Here is a 21,716-nt window from a genome sequence, read left to right as displayed (position 1 = left end):
GTCACCAACAGCGGCAGCAACACCGTCAGCGTGATCGCCACGGCGACCAACACCGTGATCGCCACCGTACCCGTAGGGACCGCTCCCCTCGGGGTGGCCGCCTCGCCCGACGGCCTGCGCGTCTACGTCGCGAACAACAGCGACAACACCGTCAGCGTGATCGCCACGGCGACCAACACCGCAACGGGCACCATTCCGACCGGCCCGGGGCCGTTCGAGCTGGCGGCCACCCCCGACAACTCGACCCTCTATATCACCAACAACGGCGACAACAGTGTGACGGTGGCCCCGGCCTTGCCCGCTTCCACCACGACCACGCTGACCTCCCTGCCTGACCCGTCGGTCTTCGGCCAGACGAAGCTCCTGACCGCCACGGTGACATCCCTGTCCGGCATCCCGGTCGGAACGGTCAGCTTCTTCGACGGCGTCACTCCCCTGGGCTCCAGTGCCCTGAACGGAAGCGGCGTGGCGACGCTGCCGATCTCCACCCTCGCCGTCGGCTCGCACGCGCTGACCGCGACGTACAACGGAAGCGGCGGTTTCAGTTCTTCGACGTCGCCGGTGGATACCCAGACGGTCAACAAGGCGAGCACCACCACCGTTCTCACGGCCGCGCCCAATCCCTCCGCCCCTGGCCAGGCGGTGGTGCTGACCGCGACGGTCACCGTCCATCCGCCGGGGGCCGGCACGCCGACCGGAACCGTCAGTTTCTTCGACGGTGCCACGCTCCTGGGCACCGGCCCCGTCAATGCGAGCGGCGTCGCGGCCTTCACGACCACGACTCTCAGCACCGGCTCGCACATCCTCTCCGCCGTATACGGCGGAGACGGCAACTTCAGCGGATCCTCCGGCACCTACACCACTCAGGTCACCGCCACGCCGGCCCCGACCTCACTGACCGCCACACCCGCGATCGTGAGTCTCTTCCCGCCTCAGCCGCACGTGGGCATTCTGACGGCCACCCTGACCAACGCGACCACCGGGCAGCCCATTCCGGGGCAGGCCATCACCTTCAGCACGGGCAACTTCCAACTGGGCACCTCCCTCACCAACGCCCAGGGAACGGCCACGTGGAACGCCCTCCTGCAACTGCCGTTGATCATCCTCAACGGCGGATACGACGCCACCTACGCGGGCAGCCCCGCCTACCAACCCGCCACCGCCCACGCCGGAATCATCTCCGCCTGACGGCACATGCCGAAGCCGCGGCCACCAGCGCGGCACCGCATCATGAGAGCCGCCGGCGTTGACGCCCATCAGCCGCCGCTTCGCCCCACGGGCGAGGCGGCGGCTCGGCGAACATCGACCAGACGGTGGAGTTCCTGGACCTGGTTCACCGCCTGTCCCGCGTTCGTCGCGACGGCCTGGCATAGCCGCCGCCCTCATCAGCTACCGCAGACTCATCAAGTGAAATGGCGTCAGTTGCCTAGAGGCCGTGGCTATGGCTGCGAGGGTGGTTGGGTAGGCGTGGCCCGGGGCGAGGGTGGGGTGGCAGCGGCAGCGCGCCTGGATCGAGGTCTTCTCATCCGCGCTGATGACGTACTCGTCGGCGCCGAGCGGGACGCCCTGCCAGGTGCGGGCGTACAAGTCCAGCACACGCCCGGCTTTGGCACGGAAGCCGGGGTCGGTGATGAAGATCCAGGAGCGGTGCTGCCAGGGCTTGAGCGCGTCGTCCCTCAGCCAGCGGCGCACGGTGGAGGCGGAGACGGGGCCGGTGATGCCGCGCGCGGCGAGCTCGGCGGCCAGCTCCGGGCACGACCAGCGCGCCAGCGGTACCCCGGTCTCGGCAGGCAGCCGGCAGGCCAGCGCCTTGGCCTCGGCCACCTGCAACGGCGTGTACGACGGCGGCCGCCCGGACCGCTCACGGTCGCTCAGAGCGGCCAGACCCCGATCGGCGAACCGGTCGCGCCAGCAGCGCACGGTATCCAGATGCAGGCCGGTCTCCCGGGCGATGCGCGCGTTGGAACGGCCGCGTGCGGCATGCAGCACCACCTGCGCACGCATCCGCAGCCGGTACTCGGTCTTGTGGCCGTAAGCCATCTTCTTTAGCCGCTCGCGCTCGGCGGCACGCAGGAAGATCGGACGGGCGCAGGCAACGGGCAAGGCAGACAAGCCGATCAAGAGAAGTGGATCACGACAGGCCGTAGCCTGCCGCACCCGGCAGCCGACCCCTCAGGCAGGATGGCCGCCATGCCCACGCCCTCGGAACACACCCGCCTCTCCCTGGAGGCGCGCCTCGACGAGCAGGCCCGCACCGCCTGGCCGCAACTGGAGCAGCTGCACGTCCGCCACCGCGGTGCCTTCGCCTACGTAAAGGCCGAACTCACCCACGGCGAGCGGGTCAAACTGATGAGGCTGCGCTACACCGGCGCCGTCGGCAGGTGGGGCTTCGCCCTCTACCTGGCCAGCAGCGACCGCTACCAGGACTCCCTGCTGCCCACCGGCACCCCCGCAGACGCACTCGACTGCGCCTGCCAACTCCACCTCACCACCCCCGGCACCTGATCAGACACCAGCCACACCGCCCCACCGTCAACCCCCGAAGAACTTACGAACCGGACCACTAAGCAGCCGCCCCGGTGATCGCATCCCCGGCGCCCCCACCGCTCACCCGCCCGGCCCACCGGCCCTGGCCGCCGGCTCGGCCCGGCCCCGCCCGGTCACCTCCCCGCCTGCCGCCGTTCGCCGTTCCGCACCGGGACGGTGGTGGCCAGCAGACCGGTGAGCGCGGACCGGGCGCCCTCAAGGGTGGAGATCTTGGCCTCCAGATCGCGGAGTTGCTCCCGCAGGGTGCCCGCCGCGCAGTGCTCCAGCTCCGGGCCGGGCCCGGCGACGCACGGCAGCAGCTCGCGGATGACCCGGGTGGGCAGTCCGGCCGCCAGCAGCGCCCTGATGTGGCCGACCACGGCGGGCGCGTCCTCGTCGTACCGGCGATGGCCGCCGCCGCCCCGCCGGTACGCGGTGAGCAGCCCCTGTTCCTCGTAATAGCGCAGCAGGCGGGGGCTCACGCCGGTCGCCCGCGCCAGATCCCCGATCTTCATCATCATGTGACCCCCGTCACCGGTACTTGCATCTCACACCCATGTCAGATCGTACGGTGCGAGACGTCCCACCACCCCGAACGATCCGGAGCACTGCCCCCATGCCGACCAACGCCCCAACCGACCGCCCGTCCTTCGTGGTTCACCGGAACGGGCAGGCGGCCACGGCCGCCGACCTGGCCCCGCTGGCGTTCGCCGGCTACGCCCACTTCACCGCCGCACAGGTACGCGGCGGACGGCTGCGCGGCCTCGACCTGCATCTGGCGCGCCTGCGGCACGCGTCGGTGGAACTCTTCGGCCGCGCACTGCCGGACGACCGGGTGCGCTCGTGGCTGCGGGCCGCACTGGCGGCCGGCCCGGCCGACCTCTCCCTGACCGCCACGGCCTTCTCCCCGGCGGGCGAATTCACCCGGGGCGGGGGCCGGGCCGAGCCCGCACTCCTGGTGCGCACCGGACCGCCCGCCACCGCACCCGAGGGCCCGCTGGCCCTGTCCACGGTCGCCTACGAGCGGGTCCTGCCGGAGCTCAAGCACGTCGGCGAGGTGGCCAAGACGTACTTCCTCCGCCAGGCCATCGCCCAGGGCTTCGACGACGCCGCGTTCGTCGACCGGCACGGACGCCTGACCGAAGGCACCATCTGGAACCTGGTCTTCTGGGACGGCACGGCTGTCGTATGGCCCGACGCCGCCATGCTGACCGGCACCACCATGGGCATCGTCCGCCGCCAACTCGACCGCCTCGGCGTCCCCCAGCGCACCCAGGAGATCACCCCCGCCGACCTCCCCGCCCTCTCCGGTGCCGCCGTCATGAACTCCTGGACCCCCGGCGTACCCCTCAGCCGCATCGACTCCTTCCCCCTCCCCCAGGCACCCGCCTTCCTCGACCTCCTCCACCGCGCCTACCAGGCCGAACCGGCCGTCGCCCCCTAGCCAACTCCCCGGCTCGATCCCCTGCGGCCCACTCCTGCGCTCCCGGGGCCGGGGCACCGGGCCCCGGCCCCAGGGGTGGCAGCATGGCGTGTCATGACAGACGACGGCACACCACACCTTCAGGCGGGCCGGACCGGGCTCATCGTCCAGGTTCCCGAGGCGGAACCAGCCGTCCGGGAATGGCGACAGCGGTTCGACCCCTCGGCACGGGAAGGGGTCCCGGTACCCACCGGGCGCTGTGGGCACACCGGAGGCCCGAAGCTCCGCCCTACGGCGGGCAGTTCACCGAGGTCGTGCCGCATCTGACCGTCGCCGACGGTCAGGACGACGCGGCTCTGGACGAGGTCGAGGCCGCCGTGCTCAGCACACTGCCCTTCACGGCTCGGGTCGCGTCGGTCGACCTCATGGTCCATGACGGAACGACGTGGCAGACCCGCGCATCGTTCGCACTCCGGGAAGGAGATGCCGGGCGCTAGCCCGACCCTCGACAGCCGTAAGGGCCGCGGTCAGTTGGGGGGCGGGGGCGGGACGAGCGAGTGGAGGCCCTGGCGCAGGCGTTGCGGGCTCATGCCTCGGGTGGTGCGGAGGTAGTCCATGACGTCGGCGCGGAGGGCGGTGAAGAGGGCGTGGGCCAGGTAGTCGCTGTCGGCCGAGGGGCGGGCGGCGTGGAGCCGGTGGCGGAGTTCCGCGAGCCACCACTGGCTGGCCGGGTTGGCGTAGTAGGCGTCGGGGCTGCGGTGTTCGAGGGCGCGGATGAGGGCGCGGTTGTCGCGGACGAAATCGAAGAGGGCGTCGAGGAAGGAGTGCAGGGCCTCCTCGGGCGGGCCGCCGGGGCCGAGCGGCGGCGGTCCGCTGCGCGCCGCTTCCCGCAGCGCACAGGTGCGGGGCGCGAGGACCGCTTCGACCATACCGGTGAGGCTTCCGAAATGCCGTAGCACCGTGGCCTTGCCGACCCCGGCGGCCTGCGCGATGCGAGCCAGTGTCACGCGGTCGGCGTCCGCCGAGCGGAACAGCGTTTCGGCGGCGCGCAGCACCGCGGCGCGGTTGCGGACGGCATCCGCTCGTTCGGACATGCCACCCAACTCCCTTGCTCAAACGGACCGTTGGACCGTATCGTATCGCGGGCGAAATGGACCGACGGACCGAATTGAGGTGGGGCATGGACCAGGACGCTTCCGCGCAGGCGAACGCCGCCGGGCGGGCCGGGGCCCGGAGCGCGACCGCACAGGCGATGATCGAGCACCTCCGCGCCCGGACGCCGGAGCCCTACCGGGACCGCCGGCCGGTCGTGCGGGTCATCAACGTCGTGGGGCGTCGCAGCGGCCGGCCACGGCCCTTCGGCGTCAACGTCACCGCCATCGACGGGCGCCTGTACCTGTGCTCGTCGACGCGGTCGCGGGACTGGATCCGGAACCTGCTGGCGGCCGGGCGCTGCCGGGTGGAGCGGGACGCGGCCGACGGCAGCGACACCGAGCGCCGGCCGGTGATGGTCGAGGGGCACGAGGCCGCGAGGGCGCTGGCGGTGTACCTGCCGCAGGCCGGATACCGCGACCCCCAGCTGCCGTTCGAGCCGGACGCGCCGGTCGAGGAGATCGAACGGCACGTCCACAGGACGGCCGTAGTGCGGTTGGACCCGGTCGACGCATAGTCCGCGCCGGGTGGTCGGTGTCGATGCGCTGTCATGCCGGGCGCGGGCACCGGATAACGTTCGCCGGTATGGCAGTCATTCACGAGACCACCCTCAAGCCCACCAAGCTGGAACTGCTGGCCGACTGGATTCCCGGTCAGCCGTGGTACACCGGCACCGATCAGGCTCCGCAGCTCGCGAAGGCCGGCGGCTTCCGGCTCGACGACCCGGAGGGCGAGGTGGGCATCGAGTTCATGGTGGCCGCCGACCGCTCCGGGGCTGCCGAGGTGGCCTACCTCGTACCGCTCGCGTACCGCGGCGCGCCGCTGGAGGGGGCCGAGGAGGGCCTCATCGGCACCATGGAGCACGGGGTGCTGGGGCGCCGCTGGGTCTACGACGGTGCGCACGACCCGGTGCTCGTCGGCCAGTTGCTCGCGCTGCTCCAGGGGCGGGCGGAGGCCCAGGCGCAGAGCGTCTCGGACGCCCCTGACGAGTCGGTCCGCGCGCATCCCGGTGCCGCGGGCGGCCTGGGCGTGCTGTCGTCGGCCGTCCGGCCGCCGCGGGTGGTCACCGGGCCGCAGGGTACGGACGTCCACGTGGAGACGCGGGTGGCGACCGGTCCGGAGGGGGCGGCGGACGGGGAGCCGGGGCGTGCGGTGTCCGTCAGCCTGCGCCTTGCGCGGGTGCTGACGCCGGCGGCCGGGGGCGGGGTGCCGGTCGCGTCGGACGGGGACCGGGAGTTCCTGGCGACGCTGACCGCCTGCTGGCAGGCGGCCGACGGCACGGAGCACCGCGGGCTGTTCGCCGAGCTGCGCGGCGGTGCGGCGGACGGCTGATCGGACAGCGCCGGGGCGGGGGACGCGCCCCCGGCCACCGCTCGCGCGGTGCCGGGCCGGGCCCGTTCCCCCGCCCCGCGGTGTCGTCCCTCCGCCCGGGGGCAGGGACCGCCGCGCGGCTTCTCGTTCCTGCGGCTCGCGATCGCCGCGCAGACCTGCTGGACGAACTGAGGGCCACCGACCGCCTGGACCTGTCGCGGGCGGTGATCGACAGCTCTCACGTACGAGCGCTCGAGGGCGGCCCAGAACCGGACGGAGCCCGGTCGACCGGGGACGGCCGGGCTCCAAGCACCACGTGATCTGCGACGCCACAGGCATCCCGTTGGCCGTCACCCTGACCGGCGGAAACCGCAACGACGTCACCCAGCTGATGCCACTGTGGGAAGCAGTCCCCGCCATCCGCGGCAAACGTGACCGGCCCCGCAAGCGACCGAAGGAGGTCTACGCCGACCGCGGCTACGACCCCGACTGCTATCGCCGCCAGGTCTGGGCAAAGGGCATCAAGCCAGTCGTGCCCGGCGCGGCACCGAGCACGGCTCCGGGGCCGGGCCGTGGAGCGCGCGCCCGATGAGCCGTCCCGTCCGGCGGACGGCGGCTCGAGCCCGGCGGACGGGACGGCGGGGGCGGTCCTCAGCCGGTTCCGGCCGGGCAGGGCTCCCGGTCGTCCGCGGCCGGGGCGGGCTCCGGTCCGGAGGTGCGCGCGCCGGTCCGGGTGGCGCCGGCACCGGCGACGACCACGCACGCCACGCCCGCGGCGGCCGTCAGGCCCGGGGTCTGGCCGAGCACCAGCAGGCCGATCAGCAGCGCGATGGCCGGTTCCAGGCTCATCAGCGTGCCGAAGGCCGAGGTCGTCAGCCGCCGCAGGGCGAGGAATTCCAGCGCCAGCGGCAGCACCGGACTCACCGCGGCCAGCAGCAGCATGGTGCCCAGCGCCTGCCAGGTCAGGTGGCCGGCCAGGGACGGGCCGGCGACGAGGACGCCGAGCACACCGGCGACCGGCATGGAGACGGCGAGGCCGCTGAAACCGGTGACCCGGTCGCCGACGCGCTGGGTCAGCAGGATGTAGAGCGCCCAGCAGCCGGCGGCGGCCAGGGCGCAGACCAGGCCGGTGGCGTCCAAGCCGCCGTGCCAGGGCTCGGTCAGCAGCAGGACGCCCAGCGCGGCCGGCGCCGTCCACACCTTGCGCCCGGCGCCCCGGCCGCACAGCGCGACGGCCAGCGGCCCGAGGAACTCCAGCGCGCTCGCCGTACCCAGCGGCAGATGCGCGACCGCGAGCATGAAGAACACCATCATCCCGGCGGTCGCCGCACCCAGCACCGCGCAGGCCAGCAGGTCCCGCCGGGTGAAGGCGCGCAGGCGGGGGCGGATGAGGACGAGCATCAGCAGTCCGCCCCAGCCCAGCCGCAGACCCGCCGTGCCCAGCGCACCGAGCCGGCCGAACAGCGGCACGGCCAGGGCCAGGCCCAGCTGGATCGAGGTCATCGAGGCCACCGCCATGAGGAAGCCGGTCTCGGCGCCGCGCAGGCGCGGTCGGCCGGCGGCGGCACGACGGGGGCGGGGCACGGTGTGCTCTGTGGGACGGGTGGGGCGGGAGGGACTCATGGGGGCCAGTAGATGCCCTGCGCATCGTTCATGTCCACGTGCTGTTCATGGACATTCCGTTCGGGGAATGCGAACAATGGCCTTATGGAAACCCGCCGTCTGCAGTTGCTGGTGGAGCTCGCCCGGCTGGGCTCGATGCGCGCGGTCGCCGAGGCGACCGGCACCACCACCTCCACCGTCTCCCAGCAGATCGCGGTGCTGGCCCGGGAGATGGGCACCGCCCTGATCGAACCGCACGGCCGCCGGGTCCGGCTCACCCCGGCCGGCCGCCGGCTCGCCGAGCACGCCGTGACCATCCTGGGCGCCGTGGAAGCCGCCCACCTCGACCTCGCGCCCGGCGCCGAGCCGCGCGGCACGGTCCGGGTCGCCGGCTTCGCCACCGCGATCCGCGCCCATCTGCTGCCCCTGGTCACCGAGCTGGCCACCAGCCACCCCGGCCTGCACCTCCTCGTCCGCGAACACGAGCCCACCGAGGCCCTGGCGCTGCTGGCCGCGGACGAGACGGACCTGGCCCTGACCTACGACTACAACCTGGCACCGGCCACCGCCGAACCTGCGGTGCGGTCCACCGGCCTGTGGACCGCACGGTGGGGCCTGGGCGTTCCGGCCCGTTCCGACCCGCAGCCGGGGACCGCGCCCGAGGTCTTCGCCCGCTTCGCCGGGCACGACTGGATCGTCAACTCCCGCAGCACCGCGGACGAGACGGTCATCCGCACCCTCGCCTCGATGGCCGGTTTCACCCCGCGCATCACGCACCGGGCCGACAACCTCGACCTCGTGCAGGGCATGATCACCGCCGGGCTCGGTGTGGCCCTGCTGCCGGCCGGTCTGCCCACCGCCCCGGACGTCCGGCTGATCCCGCTCCACGCGCCGGACGTGGTGCTGCGCGCCCACGCCGTCGCCCGCCACGGCCGCCTCAACTGGCCCCCGCTCGCCCTGATCACCGACCTGCTCGCGGCCCGCTCGGCGCTCCCGGAGGACCGCCGGCCGTGACCGCGGCGCGTGCCCCGGGACCGCTGCCGCTGGAGCGTTCCCGGCGGCCGCCGGTGCGGGGCTGCGCGGACCGGAGCGGTCCGCGCCGGCACCTCGCCGGGGCGCCGGCCGCGGCGGTGGCCCGGCGCCTCGTCGTGCTGGGGTGGCTGGTCCGCGAGGCGCCGGACCGGCGCGTCGCCACCGTGGCCGGGCCCGGTGCGGCCGGGCTCCGGCGGCCCTGCGGGCCGGCGTGTGAGCACGCCGGCCACGGTCCTGGGTGAGGTGGGGCGGTCAGCGGTATCCGGCGGCGTCGGCCGGCTTGCCGGCGTCCTGGACCTCGGGGATGTACCGCCAGGCATCGGGACGGCTGCCGTCCAGGTCGGTGAACCCGTAGACCCGGGCGAGCTGTCCGCTGGACAGCGACTGCCCGTTCCAGCGGTGCACCTCGGGGTCGCCGGCCAGCGCGGCCACCGCGCGGCCGACGTAGCGCGGCGTTTCGGAGATGCCGAAGTGCGGTTCGCTCTCCAGCGCGTCGCGCCGGGTCTCCTCGGTCACCCCGAACTGGTCGAGCATGATCTCCGAGCGCATCCAGCCGGGAGTGAGCGCCACCGCGGTGCCGCCGCGCGAGCCGAGTTCGTGGCCGAGGCTGAAGGCCATGCGGAGCACGGCGGTCTTGGCGAGGTCGTAGAAGAACGAGTTCCGGTAGGTCTCCCTGTTGTACTCGGCGGTGCCGTCGGTCATCTCCACCACCAGTCCGCCCGGGTTGCGCAGCAGCAGCGGCAGCGCGTGGTGGCTGGTGACGGCATGGGTCTCCACCGCGAGGCGGAGCAGGCGCAGGCCGTTGTCGAGGTCGTGCTCCCAGACGGGGGTGTCCCAGGCGAAGAGGTGCTCGCCGCCCCAGATGTCGTTGACCAGCACATCGAGCCGGCCCTGTTCGTCGTCGATCCGGTCCACCAGGGCGCGGACCTGCTCGGGGACGAGGTGGTCGGTGGGGACCGCGATGCCGCGGCCGCCGGCCCCGGTCACCAGGTCGGCGGTGTCCTCAAGGGTCTCGGGGCGGTCGTACTCCGAGCGCCGTGCGCGGGTGCTGCGGCCGGTGACGTAAACGGTGGCCCCGGCGGCGCCGAGTTCGACCGCGATGCCCCGTCCGGCGCCGCGCGTCGCTCCGGCGACGAGCGCGACCTTCCCCGTAAGTGGTGCGTTCATGTGCGTCCTTCCGTCTCCGCGGTGGTCTCTGGGCGAAGTGCCACTGCCCGGCTACTGCGGCGTGACGGCTGCGATCCTGCTGCGGAAACCCGCCATCTACTGACGTGTATTACCGTGGCGCCGATGTGGCCCCCGTCACAGTGCCAGAGGTGCGGGACCGGCCGAACGGCGTCACACGCGGGGGCGGGGCGCGCATGACCACGCGGGGCCTCGTCCTGCCCGCCCTCACGCCCCCGGCCCTCCGACTTGCCCAGGACGCCCGGCAGTTATGCACCGGCCGCCCGGATCGGGCGGGGTGGCGCAGGGCGGGGCGGGGTCCCGCGCCCGCCCGCGGGTCCCTGCCGACCAACCCGCCACCGTGGGCACCCCGGGCAACCGGGCCCCGGCCCTCGGTCGGCGCCCCCGTACGGCCTATCGGCCGTCCCGGTCGGCGAGGCAGGCGCGCAGCCGCTCCGCGCCGGTGAAGTGGTGGCCGCGCAGACCGGCCGCTTCGGCGGCCCGGACGTTCTCCTCCCGGTCGTCGACGAACAGGATGCGCTCCGGCGGACCGGGCAGCGCCGCCAGGCACCAGCGGTAGGCGGCCGGTGCGGGTTTGGCGTGCCCGATGCGGCAGGAGAAGGCCCGGAGCCGGAAGTGGCCGAGCCAGGCATGGCGGCTTTCGTAGTGGCGGGCCAGTTCCTCGGGGATGTTGGAGAGCAGGCCGAGCGTCGTCCCCCGGGCGGCCAGCTCCCCGACCAGCGCCACCGTGGCGCCGTCCACCGCGCTCCAGCTCTCGACGTCGGCGGCGATCAGCTCCGCGGTCCGGGCCCGGTCCAGGCGCGTGCCCAGCCGGGCGGCCACCTGCCGCCAGTAGCCCGGACCGTCGGTCTCCCCGCGGTCGTAGGGCGGGCGGAGGTCCCCATAGGCGTCCCAGAAGGCGGTTTCGGGCGCCCCGGCCACGCGGACCAGGCGCCGCCGGCCGGCGGCCGACTGCGGGCGGGCGAGGACGCCGAAGAGGTCGAAGAGGACGGTGCCGCCGGGAGCCGGGGCGGCCGCGGTCCCTTGCGTCGCCGGCATCGTCACACCGTCCGCACGGTCGGGCCCGCCGCGGTCAGCCGGTCCGTGCGGTCGTCCGGGGCGGCGTCGGTGACCACGGCGTGCAGCGCGCAGGCGGGAGCGACGTGGGCCAGGGCGGTCCGGGAGAGCTTGCCCGCCTCGGCGACCGCGATCACCCGGCGGGCGCAGCCGATCGCGGTGCGCTTGACGGCGGCGTCGTCCAGGTCGAACGCGGTCAGACCGTCCTCCGCGGTCAGGCCGCAGCAGCCGATGACGGCGGTGTCGAAACGTAGCGCGGTCAGGGACGCCTCGGCCAGCGGACCGGTCAGCGCCAGCTCCCCGGGGCGCGGCCGGCCGCCCGGTACGAGGAGGGTGAGGTGCGGGCCGTCGGTGAGGGCGTTGACCGCGTGCAGCGACAGCGGCATGACGGTCAGCCGGCGGTGCGCGAGCGCCCGGGCCACTTCCAGGCAGGTGGTTCCGCTGTCCAGTACGACGGACTCGCCGTCGGCGATCAGCCCGGCGACCTCCGCGGCGATGCGCCGCTTGACCTCCAGGCCCTCCTGGGCGCGCAGGGCGAACGGCGGTTCCGTACCGCGCAGCAGCAGGCTGCGGGCGCCGCCGCGGTAGCGCTCCAGGACGCCCTGGGCGGCCAGCGCCTCCAGGTCGCGGCGGATGGTCATCTCCGAGGCGCCGGTGAGTGCGGCGAGTTCGGCGACGCCGACGCGCCCCGCGTCCCGTACCGCCTCGGTGATCCGCTTCAGTCGTGCACTATCAGCCATGCCCCCATCTGAACATCACCACTGTTCGAAAAGCAACCTTCCGAACATGCTCAACGTTCGTTATGTTCGCCTCATGGAGAGAACGACGCGCACGGCCGCGAAGTCGAGCACAGCGCAGCCCGGGCGGACGACCGCCGGGACCGCACCACGCCTGCGGGCCGGACGGGCGGCCACCTTCGCCTACTTCGCCCTCAACGGTTTCCTGATGGGGATGTGGATCGTCCACATCCCGGGCGTCGAGCACCGGGTGGGCGTCAGCCACGCGGTGTTCGGCTGGCTTCTGCTGCTGCTCGGCGCGGGTGCCTTCGCCGGTATGCAGCTCGTCGGGCCGCTCACCGACCGCTTCGGCGCCCGGGTCGTCGTCCCGTGCAGCGCCGCGCTGTGCAGCCTCACCGTGGTCCTGCCCGGATTGGCCGGGCACGCCTGGACGCTCGGCGCGGCCCTGCTGCTGCTCGGCCTCGGCAACGGCTGCCTGGACGTCAGCATGAACGCCCACGCCGTCCAGGTGGAGCACGCCTACCGGCGGCCCGTCATGTCGGCCTTCCACGCCACCTTCTCCCTGGGCGGCGTGCTCGCCTCCCTGGTCGGCGCCCGGACCCTCGCCCTCGGCTGGCAGCCGGCGGCGACCCTGGGGGCGGTGGCGCTGCTCGGCCTGGCGGTCGCCGCGCTGGCAGCCCCCGCACTGCTGCCGGCCACCGCCCCGGAAGCCCGCGCCCCCGGGCCGGCCGACCCGGAAGCCACCACTCCGCCCGCCGCCCGGGCCCGCCGCACCACTCCCCGTCCCATCTGGGTGCTGGCCGCGCTGGCCCTGATGATCATGCTCTGCGAGGGCGTGGCCAACGACTGGAGCGTGCTGCACCTCCGTACCGTCCTGGACGCGCCCGCCGCCACCGCCGCGCTCGCGTACGGGGCCTTCGCCACCACCATGACGCTCGGCCGCCTGCTGGCCGACCGGGCGGCCGGCCGCTTCGGCCCGGTCGCCCTGCTCCGCTGCGGTGCCGCCGCGGCCGCCGCCGGACTGACCACGGCGGCCCTCTCCCCCTGGGTGCCGCTGGCCCTGGCCGGCTGGGCGGTGTTCGGCGCCGGACTGTCCGGGTGCGTACCGCAACTCTTCAGCGCCGCGGGCCACTTCGACCCCGCGCACGCCGGCGCCAACGTCTCCCGGGTCGCCGGCCTCGGCTACCTCGGCATGCTCGCCGGCCCCGCCGTCATCGGCCCCCTGACCCAGGCCGTACCGCTCAACCTCGCCCTGTTCCTGCCGGTGGCGTGCTGCGTCGTGGCCGCCGCCGCGGCCGGAGTCCTGCGCGCCGGAACTCCCGAGCCGGCGCGCGGCGTTGACCGGTGATGCCGGGGCGGAGCGGTGCCTGCCGGTGACCGGTGCCTACCGGTGGCCGGGGCAGGCCGCGGCCGGGCACCGTCCGCCGGCCGCAATTCCCTCCCCTGGCGCGCGGGCTGCCGTAGCGCGGGTAAGGGCAGCAGGGATCATGCGGGGGACAGCCCCACCCCTCCCCTGCGGCTCGCCGGTGGACGGGGTGGGGCGGGCCGGATTCTCCCCTCCGCCGGGTGCGCCTAGCGTCGTCACCATGAAACATTCCCTGACGAACGGGGCCACCCGGCGGCGCGGTCCGGTGGTGTTCCTGGTGCTCGCCTGCCTGGGCATGTGGCTGGCGATGGCGCCGCTGCTGATCGGCGGTTTCCAGCGCGGTGACGCGCGGGAGGAGACCGGGACACTGGCCGAAGTCTGCATCTCCGCCGCGATGTTCGCACCCGCCCTGGCCGCGCTGCTGGTGATCCGCTTCGTCGAGCCCGGCGGCCGGCTGCGGGACGTGCTGGCCCTGCGCTGGCCGCGGCCGTGGGGGCGCGGCGTGCGGGCGTGCCTGGCGGGGCTTGCCGTGCCCGCCGGGCTGACGGTGGCCGCCCTCGCCCTGGGCAGCGCCACCGGGGCCTACCCGCTGGGCGAGGTGCACTGGCGCTCGGTGGGCGGCTGGGCGGCCGGCATGCTGGTGCAGATCCTGCTCTCCCTGCCGCTGTTCTTCGGCGAGGAACTGGGCTGGCAGGGCTACCTGTTCCCGCGCCTGGCCCGGGCCGGACGCGGCCACCGGCTGGTGGCGGCCTACCTCCTCACCGGCGCCGCCTTCGCGCTCTGGCACCTGCCCACCCTCCTGATGGGCGGCCAGTACCCGGGCCGGCCGTGGTACGTGTCGGTGCCCGCGATGGTGGTCAGCTGCACGCTGATCCTGCCGGTCTTCACCTGGCTGCGGCTGCGTTCGGACTCGGTGCTCCCCGCCGTCCTGGCGCACGCCTTCGTCAGCACCGCGAGCGTCGGCATGGTCAAGGAATTCGCCGATCCCGGCGCTCCGCTGGACCCCTTGCGGATGGGACTCACCGGCTGGCCCGGCTGGATCGCCGTCGCCGCCTTCGTCACCTTCCTGGCCCTCACCGGCCGCCTCCGCCTCCCGCCCACCACTCCGACTCACCCGCCCCGCACGGCACATGCGCCTCGTACCCCCGCGACACCCGGCACGTCGGCGCCGCGGGACGGCATGCCGCATTCCGCCCCGTCTGCCTCCCGTGTGCGCCGTGTCGGTGCGGCGCACACCGTCGCCGACGGGACGGAGGTCAGCCGCTGATCGCGGAGGCGCAGAGGGCGGGCAGGTCTCGCCGGCGGGGCGGGCGGCGAACCGGGTACGGAGCCGGCCGGTGCGGGCGGCGGTGGAGGTCCAGGCCGGTCAGGAGGGTGCGTTCCGGCGCGTAAGGACCGCTCAGCCACTCCCCGCCGACGAGCGGGGAGGCGAGGTTGAGCTGCTTGATCCCGGCCGGGCCGCGCGCTCACCCCTCGGCCACGGCCGCGGTGGCGGCTGCCACGTCGAGGAGCGGCGCGCGCCGTTCGGTCAAGCCCGTACGGGTCCAGGCGCGTTCGCCCGCGGCGAGGCGCTCGACGAGGGCGTCGAGGTCGGGGCGGAAGCGGTGGCGGGGTCGGGGGGCATGGTGGGGGCCTCGCTCATGTGGCGGGGTCAGGAGAGCGCGGGGAGGATCTCGTCGGCGACGCGGTGGCCGGATTCGGCGGCGCCGTCGAGGTAGCCCGCCCAGCGGGTGGCGGTCTCGGTGCCGGCCCAGTGCAGGGGGCCGACCGGGCGGCGCAGGGCCGGACCGAAGCGGGTGAGGGTGCCGGGGACGGCGAAGGCCCCGTAGCAGCCGCGGCTGAATTCCTCCTCCGCCCAGTCGCGTTCGAGGTAGGCGAGGGGGGTGCGCGCCTTGGGGCCGAAGTAGCCGACGAGGTCGTCGATCACCAGGGCCCGGCGCTCGGCGGGATCCATGCGGGAGCCCGTGTCGGCGTGACGGCCTTCGAGGAAGCCGACGAGCACGCCGCAGGAACCGTCGTGGGGGGTGTTGTCGAAGACGGTGCCGAAGGGGCGGCGGGTGCTGTTGGCCTGGCCGCTGAGACCGGCGTGGCGCCAGAACGGCTCGTCGTAGGCGACGTTGACCTTGATCACCCGGCCCATCGGCATCCGCTGGACGAGTTGGTCCCGGTCACCGGGCAGGCCCGGGGCGAAGCGGATGCGGGCGGCGAGCGGCGGCGGGACGGCGATCACGGCGCGCCGGGCGCGGACGGTCGGGCCCCTGCGCGTGGTGACGCGGACGCCCGAGGTCGCGGTGGGCTGCCAGTCGATGTCGGTGACGGGCGCTTCGAGGACGACCCGGTCGGCGAGTTGCTGCGCCAGTTGGAGCGCGATGCGCTGCGTTCCGCCGACGACGCGGTCCTGCTGGGCCCCGCCGACGACGTTGATCAGCGGGTCGAGGCCGCCGGCGGAACCGACGTAGAAGGCGGCCCAGAGTGCGGACATGTCCTCGGGCTCGGCGGAGAACACGCCCTCGGTGACCAGCCGGAAGAAGTCCCGCCCGCCCGCGGTCCGCGCGGTCCTGCGCAGCCAGGTGTCGAAGGTCCGGCGATCCAGGCCCTCGGCCCCGGGCGCCCGCCACGGATCGGTCGCCGCCGCCTGGCGGGCGATCCGGTCCAGGCGGTACCGGGTCTGCCCGATGTCGGCCAGGACCAGCGGGTTCAGCTTGGGGATCCGGCCCGTGTACCGGTAGCGGGTGGCGCCGACCTCCCCGATGTGCTCGCCGTCGTCGTACGTCGGGTAGGTCCGCAGACCCAGTTCCCCGATCAGTTCGATGGCCCGGTGCTGGGTGGGGCCGACCCACTGACCGCCCATCTCGATGGGGGCGCCGCCGGGCAGCTCCGCGTTGAGGAGCCGGCCGCCGACCCGGTCGCGTGCCTCCAGGACCACGACGTCCGCTCCGTTCCGTACGAGGTCGCGGGCGGCCACCAGGCCCGCCACCCCGGCCCCGACGACCACGACGTCCACCGACTTCTCCATGACGTCCACCCTTCATACGCAATGCATCTGGCATACACAACGTATGTGTTATTCATGGCGTATGGAAACACTGCGCGAGAAGTACGCGGAGAACACGCGCGGCACCCTGCTCGACACCGGGCTGCGGCTCTTCACCGAACGGGACTACGCGGCCGTCTCCGCAGAGGAACTCGTGCGCACCGCCGGGCTGACCCGGGGCGCGCTCTACCACCACTTCAACGGCAAGCCCGGACTCTTCGAGGCCGTCTTCGAAGAGCTGGAACGGCAGGCCACCGCACGCATCCGGGCGGCGATCGCCCCCGTATCCGATCCCCGCGAGCGCGCCCACCGGGGTGTCGACGCGTTCCTGGACGTCTGCGCCGAAGGCCCCTACCGGAACATCGTGCTCCTGCAAGGGCCGATCGCCCTGGGCTGGCAGCGGTGGCGCGAGCTGGACCATCTGCACCTCGGCGGCCTGGTCCTCGACGTCGTCAACGCCGCACTCGACGCCGGCCGCCTGCGGCCCCACCCGGCCAACCTGGTCGCCCGGGCGTTCTACGGCGCGCTCACCGAACTGTCCATCACCATCGCGGAGACCGACGAGCCGGAACAGGCCCGCGCGCAGGCGGCCGGCCTCGTCCGCGATCTCATCGGCGGGGTGGTGACCGACGCCGGTCCGCCGTCGGCGTGACCGCGGACCTGCCCGACGAAGCCGCCCGCCAAGGCGTCCGGCGCGTTCCCCCCTCAGCAGGACGCGCGCGAGGGCACGCCCTGGTACCCGCCGACCGGCCGGGGGGGGCGCCCTGGCCCGGCGTGCGCGCCAGGCGGAGGACGGGATGCCGCGCCGGTGGTAACTCCAAGGCGGTGGCGCCGAGTTGGTGGCTTCCCCCAATGGGGTGCGGGTTGCCCGGGCTCGTAGCGTCGGGGACAGGACATGCCGGGTGTGCCGCCGGGGTGAGTTGTGCCGCGGAACCTGCCCGGCCCTGCGGAATGGAATCGCGTGACGAGCACAGTGGCCACGGCGCGGCGTGCCGTGTTCCGGGGCGGGGTGACGCCGGTCCTGGCGGCGGCGTTCCTGTGGGGCACGGTCGGACCCGCGCAGATCCTCGCCGCAACCAGTGCGTCCCCGGTGGCGATCGGCGCCTGCCGGATGCTGCTCGGCGGCTTCGTGCTGGGACTGTGCACCGCGCGGCCGGCCGGCATCCGCTCTGTCTGGCAGCGGCACACCTGGCGCTGGACGGTCGTGAGCATCGCCGTCACGGCCGCCTTCCAGGCATGCTTCCTGGAGGCCGTGGCCCGCAGCGGCGCGGCCCTGGCGACCGCCGTCACCTTCGGCACCGTCCCGGTCGTTTCAGGGGTGTGCGGCCGGCTGCTGGCCGGCGAACGGCTCGGCGGGCGATGGGCCTGCGGCACCGCGGGCGCCGTCGTCGGCATCGTGCTGCTCCTCGTCCCGGCCGACGGCGCGGCCACCGACGGCGTGGGCGTGCTGCTCGGGATCGTCGCCGGAGCCGGCTTCGGGATCTACATCTCGGCGACCAAGCAACTGGAGGCGCGCGGCGCGGACACCGCGACCGCGGCCCCGACGAGCGTGTTCTGCGCCGGACTCCTCGTCTCACCCTGGGTCTTCACCCACCCCCAGGGCTTGGCCGAACCGCGCGCGCTGGTCCTGATCGGCTGGCTGGCGCTGGCCACGACGGCCCTGGGGTACCTGCTGTTCACCCGGGGCGTCCGGCGGCTGAGCGGGGCCACGGTCGGCACGCTCAGCCTGGCCGAACCCCTGGTCGCCGCCGTATGGGGGGTGGCGCTGCTGGGTGAGCGCCCGGGCGCGGCCGCCGTGCTCGGCGCGGTGCTCCTGCTGGGCGGCCTCGTCGTGGTCTCCCTGCCGGCCCGGCGCCGCGCCGGCCCGGTACCGGCCGCGGAGGGCGGCAGCTGACCGCCGCCGGCCGGCCCGGAGGCCCTGGGCGGCGGGGGGTTGCGTCTCCTCGCGCGGCCGGGGACGATGGCGCGCGAGGAGACCGAGCCCCCGTCAGGGGCGCTGATGCGGGTCAGCGGTCCTGATAGGTGGCCATGGCCTCGTTCACCCGGGACGAGAAGAACAGCGGACCGATGGCGTCCGCCCAGGCCATCCCCTCCGGGGTGAGCCGCAGCACCGCATCGTCCCGCTCCACCCAGCCGCGCTCGGTGACCAGGGCGAACTCGGCGGCGAAGTCCTCCTGCGGCAGACTGCCGAACCGCTCGCGGTAGCGCTCGACGGGCAGGCCGCCCGACTCCAGCAGCATGCCCAGGACGAACATCCGGCGGCGCTCGCCGTCGTCCATCCGGAACGACCACTGCGCGCGCCGGAATTTCTCGGTCGGCGTGGCGATGTACTCGTCGATGATGCGCCGGACCTCCGGCACCGCGACCGCGTAGTCGGTGGTGTAGTGCAGGCCGGTGGTGAACGACCGGGCGCCGACGCCGAGACCCACCATCCCGGCCTGCTGGTTGTACTCGCTGATGTTGCTGTCGTCCGCGCCGTCGACCGCGGCGGAGCCGATGCGGCTGAAGACGCGCATCGAGGTCTGCCGGTACCCGGCGGACAGCAGGTACTCCCGTCCGAAGCGGTACAGCCGCAGCCGCTGCTCGTCCCACAGCTCGCCGCTCTTGTCGTGCCGGGCCATGAGCCCGGTCAGCGGCCGGACGTACAGCGGGTAGAGGTAGATCTCCTCGGGCTCCCAGCCGAGCGCCGCGTCCAGCGACACCTGGAAGCTCTGCTCGGTCTGGCCGTCGATGCCGTAGATCAGGTCGATGTTGAGGATCGGGAAGGCGGCCTCCTTCAACCGGCCGAGTGCGGCCTCCACCTCCGAGCGCTTCTGCGGCCGTACGGCGGCCCGCGCCTCCTCGTCGATGAAGCTCTGCACGCCGATGCTCAGCCGGGTGGCGCCCCGTTCCGCGAGGACCGCGATGCGGTCGGCGGTCGCGGTGGCCGGCGAGGTCTCCACCGACCAGGGCACCGCCTTGAGGTCCGCGCCCATCACGTGCTCGCAGATGTCGCACAGCCGGACCAGTTCGTCCGCGGTGAGATAGGTCGGGGTGCCGCCGCCGAACGCCGCGAGGGTGAACCGCGGGGTGCCGTTGGCGTCCAGCGCCTCGCGGGTCACCCGGGCCTGCCGGGCCAGCGTGTCCAGGAAGGCGCTGGTGACCTCCTCCGGAGCTCCGGTGCGGGTGAAGAGGTTGCAGAACCCGCAGCGCATCTCGCAGAACGGGACGTGGACGTAGAGCGAGAGGGCGTCGAGCCGCTCGCCGGCCCAGACCTCGGAGAGCGGCGGCCGGTCGGTGCCGAGCCGGTACGCCTTCTGATGGGGATAGGCGTACACGTACTGCTTGTAGGGAGTCGTCGGCTCCTCGGGGGCGGAGGACGATATGTGGAGCGGTAACGAGGTTGCCACTTGCGTGGATTTCCTTCCGGGTCGGCCACATCGGAATGGATCACGTCGCGCCGGGGACAGCCTGGTCGACAACGGGGCAGGGGTGACATGAGGCGAACCCATGAAGTAACTGCTACGGGAGTGGCCGAAGTTGGATGATTTCTCCGATTGCCCAAAGGCCCCAAACCTGACACAGGCACATGCCTCGGGCCGCCGGGGCGGAACCGAGACACCCTGGAATCGGCTGCCGCTTTGGGATATCCCTGTCGCCCATGAAGCGACTCCTGTTAGCGGCCGGCGGTGGTGGGGACGCCATCACGACGGCGATGGTGCACACCGCGCTCCACGGGGCCGGCGAGCCCGCCCTCGTACTGACCTATGCCTGGGAACGGCTGGTGGTGGACCCGGTGCCGGGGCCGCGCCGGCCGTCCGACTTCACCGGTACCGTGCCGGCCGGCCCGACGCTGCGCCTGGTCACCCCGGCCACCGCACCGCGCCCCCCGGCCGGCTCGCTGCTGCCCAGGCTGGCCGCCGGGCTGCGGCCCGAACTGGGCCTGCTCGACCCCTACGAAGGCGCGACGGGACTGGCCCGGCAGATCGAGGAGGCCGCGGCGTACTGCGGGGCCGACCGGCTCGACATCGTCGATGTCGGCGGCGACGTCCTGGCCGACGGCACCGAACCCACCCTGCGCAGCCCCCTCGGGGACGCCCTGGCGCTCGCCGCCTGCGCCCACACCGCGCTCCCCGCCTTCGTGCACGTCGCCGGGCCGGGACTCGACTCCGAGGTCCCCGAATCCGCCCTGCTGCCCAAGCTCGGCGCCCCCCTGCGCACCCTGACCACCGCCGACACGCTGCCGGTGGAGCGGGTCTTCGACTGGCACCCTTCGGAGGCGAGCGCCCTGCTGGTGGCGGCCGCCCGGGGGATCCGCGGGGTCTGCGGCACCCGGGACGCCCCGCACCCGGTCACCCTCACCGCCACCAGCCCCGCCCTCTACCGGCTCACGGCGGCTCGCGCACGGGAACTCAACCCGCTGGCAAGGGAGTTGATCGGAACGACGGACCTCGCCGAGGCCGAGCGGGCGAGTGAACGGGTATGCGGATTCTCCGAGATCGCCCGCGAACGCGCCCGCGCGGCCCGCACCGCCCCACCAGGCACGCGGCCCGGCGAGGCGGCCGGCTCCGCGCCGACCATGACCGGGCTCACCGGTCACCCCAGCTCCCCACCGCCCCTGGTCGACCGCTTCGCCCAGTGGGAACGCCGCACCGCCCGTGCCGGAATCTCCTACGTCACCTCCCGCCGCATCATCGAGGAACTGGACCTCGACCAGGCAGCCTGGACCGAACTCCGCGACCACCTCCGCACGGCGTCCCCCTCCCGGGACGCCGCACCCCTGTGGCGACTGGCGGGGTAACGGCACCGAGGGCGTACGAGGGACCGTCCGTGGGGCATCGCCCCTGCCCGGAGCGATGCCGGACGCGTCTCAGCTTTCGGCGGACCGGGCCATTGCCTCGATCGCCGCCAGCGTCAGTACCCGGCCGCCGATGCCCCAGCCGCCGTCGGTGACCTCCTCCACGAGCACCAGGGTGTTCGGTCGGGCGAAGTCGCCGTAGATCTCGGCGTAGAGGTCGGTGGTGCGGGTGATGATCTTCTCCTTCTGCTCGCTGGTGAGGGTTCCGGCGGGGACCTTGAAGGTGGCGAACGGCATGGGCGTGCTCCTTGTGGTGAGGTGTCGGGGTGGTGTGGGGGTGGCGTGTGGGGGGTGTCCGGGTGGTGTGTCTGGATGGTGTGTCTGAGCGATGTGTCGGGCTGATGTGCCTCCTGGCTCCTGCGTCTGCTGGTCCTCTGCCGGACTGCCTGGTGACTGCCTGGTGACTGTCTACTGCCTGCACCTGACTGCCCCCCCCCTGCCTGCCCGCTGGCTGC

The 21,716-nt window shown here is 73.8% G+C and carries 23 protein-coding genes and 1 pseudogene; 14 read left to right on the top strand and 10 right to left on the bottom strand.

All coding sequences use genetic code 11. The annotated features are described in order from the left end of the window. The coding region (locus MUU72_RS23825; RefSeq protein ID WP_248015414.1) for an Ig-like domain repeat protein at window positions 1–1,188 on the top strand (1,188 nt) is incomplete at its 5' end. Between the two features lie 201 nt (window positions 1,189–1,389). Here the strand turns inward: MUU72_RS23825 and MUU72_RS23820 are convergent. Further along, on the bottom strand, window positions 1,390–2,121 hold the full coding sequence (locus MUU72_RS23820) for a helix-turn-helix domain-containing protein (protein ID WP_248015413.1): 732 nt from the start codon (window positions 2,119–2,121) through the stop codon (window positions 1,390–1,392). Between the two features lie 69 nt (window positions 2,122–2,190). Here MUU72_RS23820 and MUU72_RS23815 point away from each other — a divergent pair, with 69 nt between their 5' ends. Then, entirely contained in the window at window positions 2,191–2,505 is a 315-nt protein-coding gene (locus MUU72_RS23815; protein WP_248015412.1) for a hypothetical protein, read from the top strand. Window positions 2,506–2,660: 155 nt separating this feature from the next. Here MUU72_RS23815 and MUU72_RS23810 read toward each other — a convergent pair whose 3' ends face one another. After that, entirely contained in the window at window positions 2,661–3,047 is a 387-nt protein-coding gene (locus MUU72_RS23810; protein ID WP_308403857.1) for a MerR family transcriptional regulator, read from the bottom strand. A 95-nt stretch (window positions 3,048–3,142) separates the two neighbouring features. Here MUU72_RS23810 and MUU72_RS23805 point away from each other — a divergent pair, with 95 nt between their 5' ends. Further along, window positions 3,143–3,970 carry an aminotransferase class IV family protein gene (locus tag MUU72_RS23805; RefSeq protein ID WP_248015411.1) on the top strand — a complete coding sequence of 276 codons (828 nt, stop codon included), beginning with the start codon at window positions 3,143–3,145 and terminating at the stop codon, window positions 3,968–3,970. A 293-nt stretch (window positions 3,971–4,263) separates the two neighbouring features. Next, the gene (locus tag MUU72_RS23800) at window positions 4,264–4,446 is read left to right on the top strand and encodes a 2'-5' RNA ligase family protein (protein ID WP_248015410.1); all 183 of its coding nucleotides are present in this window, start codon (window positions 4,264–4,266) and stop codon (window positions 4,444–4,446) included. Window positions 4,447–4,476: 30 nt separating this feature from the next. On the opposite strand, the gene MUU72_RS23795 is transcribed toward MUU72_RS23800, so the two are convergent. Beyond that, the gene (locus MUU72_RS23795) at window positions 4,477–5,043 is read right to left on the bottom strand and encodes a TetR/AcrR family transcriptional regulator (RefSeq protein WP_248015409.1); all 567 of its coding nucleotides are present in this window, start codon (window positions 5,041–5,043) and stop codon (window positions 4,477–4,479) included. Window positions 5,044–5,129: 86 nt separating this feature from the next. Here MUU72_RS23795 and MUU72_RS23790 point away from each other — a divergent pair, with 86 nt between their 5' ends. From MUU72_RS23790 to MUU72_RS23780, 3 genes and pseudogenes are all read left to right on the top strand, one after another. Further along, a complete protein-coding gene (locus MUU72_RS23790; protein ID WP_248015408.1) occupies window positions 5,130–5,618 on the top strand; it encodes a nitroreductase/quinone reductase family protein in 489 nt (162 codons plus the stop codon). Window positions 5,619–5,686: 68 nt separating this feature from the next. Then, window positions 5,687–6,433 (top strand): maltokinase N-terminal cap-like domain-containing protein, encoded by a 747-nt coding sequence (locus MUU72_RS23785; protein WP_248015407.1) that lies wholly within the window; start codon window positions 5,687–5,689, stop codon window positions 6,431–6,433. Window positions 6,434–6,588: 155 nt separating this feature from the next. Further along, window positions 6,589–6,982: pseudogene (locus tag MUU72_RS23780) on the top strand (transposase); the annotation flags it as partial. Between the two features lie 81 nt (window positions 6,983–7,063). On the opposite strand, the gene MUU72_RS23775 reads toward MUU72_RS23780, so the two are convergent. Continuing rightward, the gene (locus MUU72_RS23775; RefSeq protein WP_248015406.1) at window positions 7,064–7,996 is read right to left on the bottom strand and encodes an EamA family transporter; all 933 of its coding nucleotides are present in this window, start codon (window positions 7,994–7,996) and stop codon (window positions 7,064–7,066) included. 123 nt (window positions 7,997–8,119) lie between these two features. Between MUU72_RS23775 and MUU72_RS23770 the strand changes: the two genes are divergently transcribed. Both MUU72_RS23770 and MUU72_RS23765 read left to right on the top strand, forming a co-directional pair. Beyond that, a complete protein-coding gene (locus tag MUU72_RS23770; protein ID WP_248015405.1) occupies window positions 8,120–9,028 on the top strand; it encodes a LysR family transcriptional regulator in 909 nt (302 codons plus the stop codon). Further along, window positions 9,025–9,288: a hypothetical protein gene (locus tag MUU72_RS23765; protein ID WP_248015404.1), complete on the top strand. Its 264-nt coding sequence runs from the start codon at window positions 9,025–9,027 to the stop codon at window positions 9,286–9,288. The genes MUU72_RS23770 and MUU72_RS23765 overlap by 4 nt, the downstream gene beginning before the upstream one ends. Before the next feature lie 10 nt (window positions 9,289–9,298). Here MUU72_RS23765 and MUU72_RS23760 read toward each other — a convergent pair whose 3' ends face one another. The 3 genes from MUU72_RS23760 to MUU72_RS23750 all read right to left on the bottom strand — a co-directional run bounded on the left by MUU72_RS23760 (window position 9,299) and on the right by MUU72_RS23750 (window position 12,027). Beyond that, window positions 9,299–10,213, bottom strand: coding sequence for an SDR family oxidoreductase (locus MUU72_RS23760; RefSeq protein WP_248015403.1), 915 nt, complete (start codon window positions 10,211–10,213; stop codon window positions 9,299–9,301). Between the two features lie 411 nt (window positions 10,214–10,624). After that, window positions 10,625–11,269: an HAD family hydrolase gene (locus MUU72_RS23755; protein ID WP_248015402.1), complete on the bottom strand. Its 645-nt coding sequence runs from the start codon at window positions 11,267–11,269 to the stop codon at window positions 10,625–10,627. 2 nt (window positions 11,270–11,271) lie between these two features. Then, window positions 11,272–12,027, bottom strand: a complete 756-nt coding sequence (locus MUU72_RS23750; protein WP_248015401.1) for a DeoR/GlpR family DNA-binding transcription regulator — start codon at window positions 12,025–12,027, stop codon at window positions 11,272–11,274. A gap of 73 nt (window positions 12,028–12,100) precedes the next feature. Between MUU72_RS23750 and MUU72_RS23745 the strand changes: the two genes are divergently transcribed. Both MUU72_RS23745 and MUU72_RS23740 read left to right on the top strand, forming a co-directional pair. After that, a complete protein-coding gene (locus MUU72_RS23745) occupies window positions 12,101–13,372 on the top strand; it encodes an MFS transporter (RefSeq protein ID WP_282504504.1) in 1,272 nt (423 codons plus the stop codon). Window positions 13,373–13,610: 238 nt separating this feature from the next. Continuing rightward, entirely contained in the window at window positions 13,611–14,657 is a 1,047-nt protein-coding gene (locus MUU72_RS23740; RefSeq protein ID WP_248015400.1) for a CPBP family intramembrane glutamic endopeptidase, read from the top strand. A 384-nt stretch (window positions 14,658–15,041) separates the two neighbouring features. Here the strand turns inward: MUU72_RS23740 and MUU72_RS23735 are convergent, their stop codons facing one another. Further along, window positions 15,042–16,406, bottom strand: coding sequence for a flavin monoamine oxidase family protein (locus MUU72_RS23735; protein ID WP_248015399.1), 1,365 nt, complete (start codon window positions 16,404–16,406; stop codon window positions 15,042–15,044). Window positions 16,407–16,467: 61 nt separating this feature from the next. Here MUU72_RS23735 and MUU72_RS23730 point away from each other — a divergent pair, with 61 nt between their 5' ends. Beyond that, window positions 16,468–17,076, top strand: a complete 609-nt coding sequence (locus MUU72_RS23730; RefSeq protein ID WP_248015398.1) for a TetR/AcrR family transcriptional regulator — start codon at window positions 16,468–16,470, stop codon at window positions 17,074–17,076. 309 nt (window positions 17,077–17,385) lie between these two features. Beyond that, on the top strand, window positions 17,386–18,318 hold the full coding sequence (locus MUU72_RS23725; RefSeq protein ID WP_248015397.1) for a DMT family transporter: 933 nt from the start codon (window positions 17,386–17,388) through the stop codon (window positions 18,316–18,318). Window positions 18,319–18,430: 112 nt separating this feature from the next. On the opposite strand, the gene MUU72_RS23720 is transcribed toward MUU72_RS23725, so the two are convergent. Next, complete coding sequence (locus MUU72_RS23720) at window positions 18,431–19,813, bottom strand: STM4012 family radical SAM protein (protein WP_248015396.1); 1,383 nt, start codon at window positions 19,811–19,813, stop codon at window positions 18,431–18,433. A 251-nt stretch (window positions 19,814–20,064) separates the two neighbouring features. Between MUU72_RS23720 and MUU72_RS23715 the strand changes: the two genes are divergently transcribed. Further along, window positions 20,065–21,204: a DUF1152 domain-containing protein gene (locus tag MUU72_RS23715; RefSeq protein WP_248015395.1), complete on the top strand. Its 1,140-nt coding sequence runs from the start codon at window positions 20,065–20,067 to the stop codon at window positions 21,202–21,204. 69 nt (window positions 21,205–21,273) lie between these two features. On the opposite strand, the gene MUU72_RS23710 is transcribed toward MUU72_RS23715, so the two are convergent. Beyond that, on the bottom strand, window positions 21,274–21,498 hold the full coding sequence (locus tag MUU72_RS23710; RefSeq protein WP_248015394.1) for a tautomerase family protein: 225 nt from the start codon (window positions 21,496–21,498) through the stop codon (window positions 21,274–21,276). Window positions 21,499–21,716 lie beyond the last annotated feature (218 nt).

Source organism: Streptomyces rhizoryzae (assembly GCF_023155275.1).
Lineage (GTDB): Bacteria > Actinomycetota > Actinomycetes > Streptomycetales > Streptomycetaceae > Streptomyces > Streptomyces rhizoryzae.
Note: the sequence above shows the minus strand (reverse complement) of the source record. Positions and strands in the feature narration are given on the sequence as shown.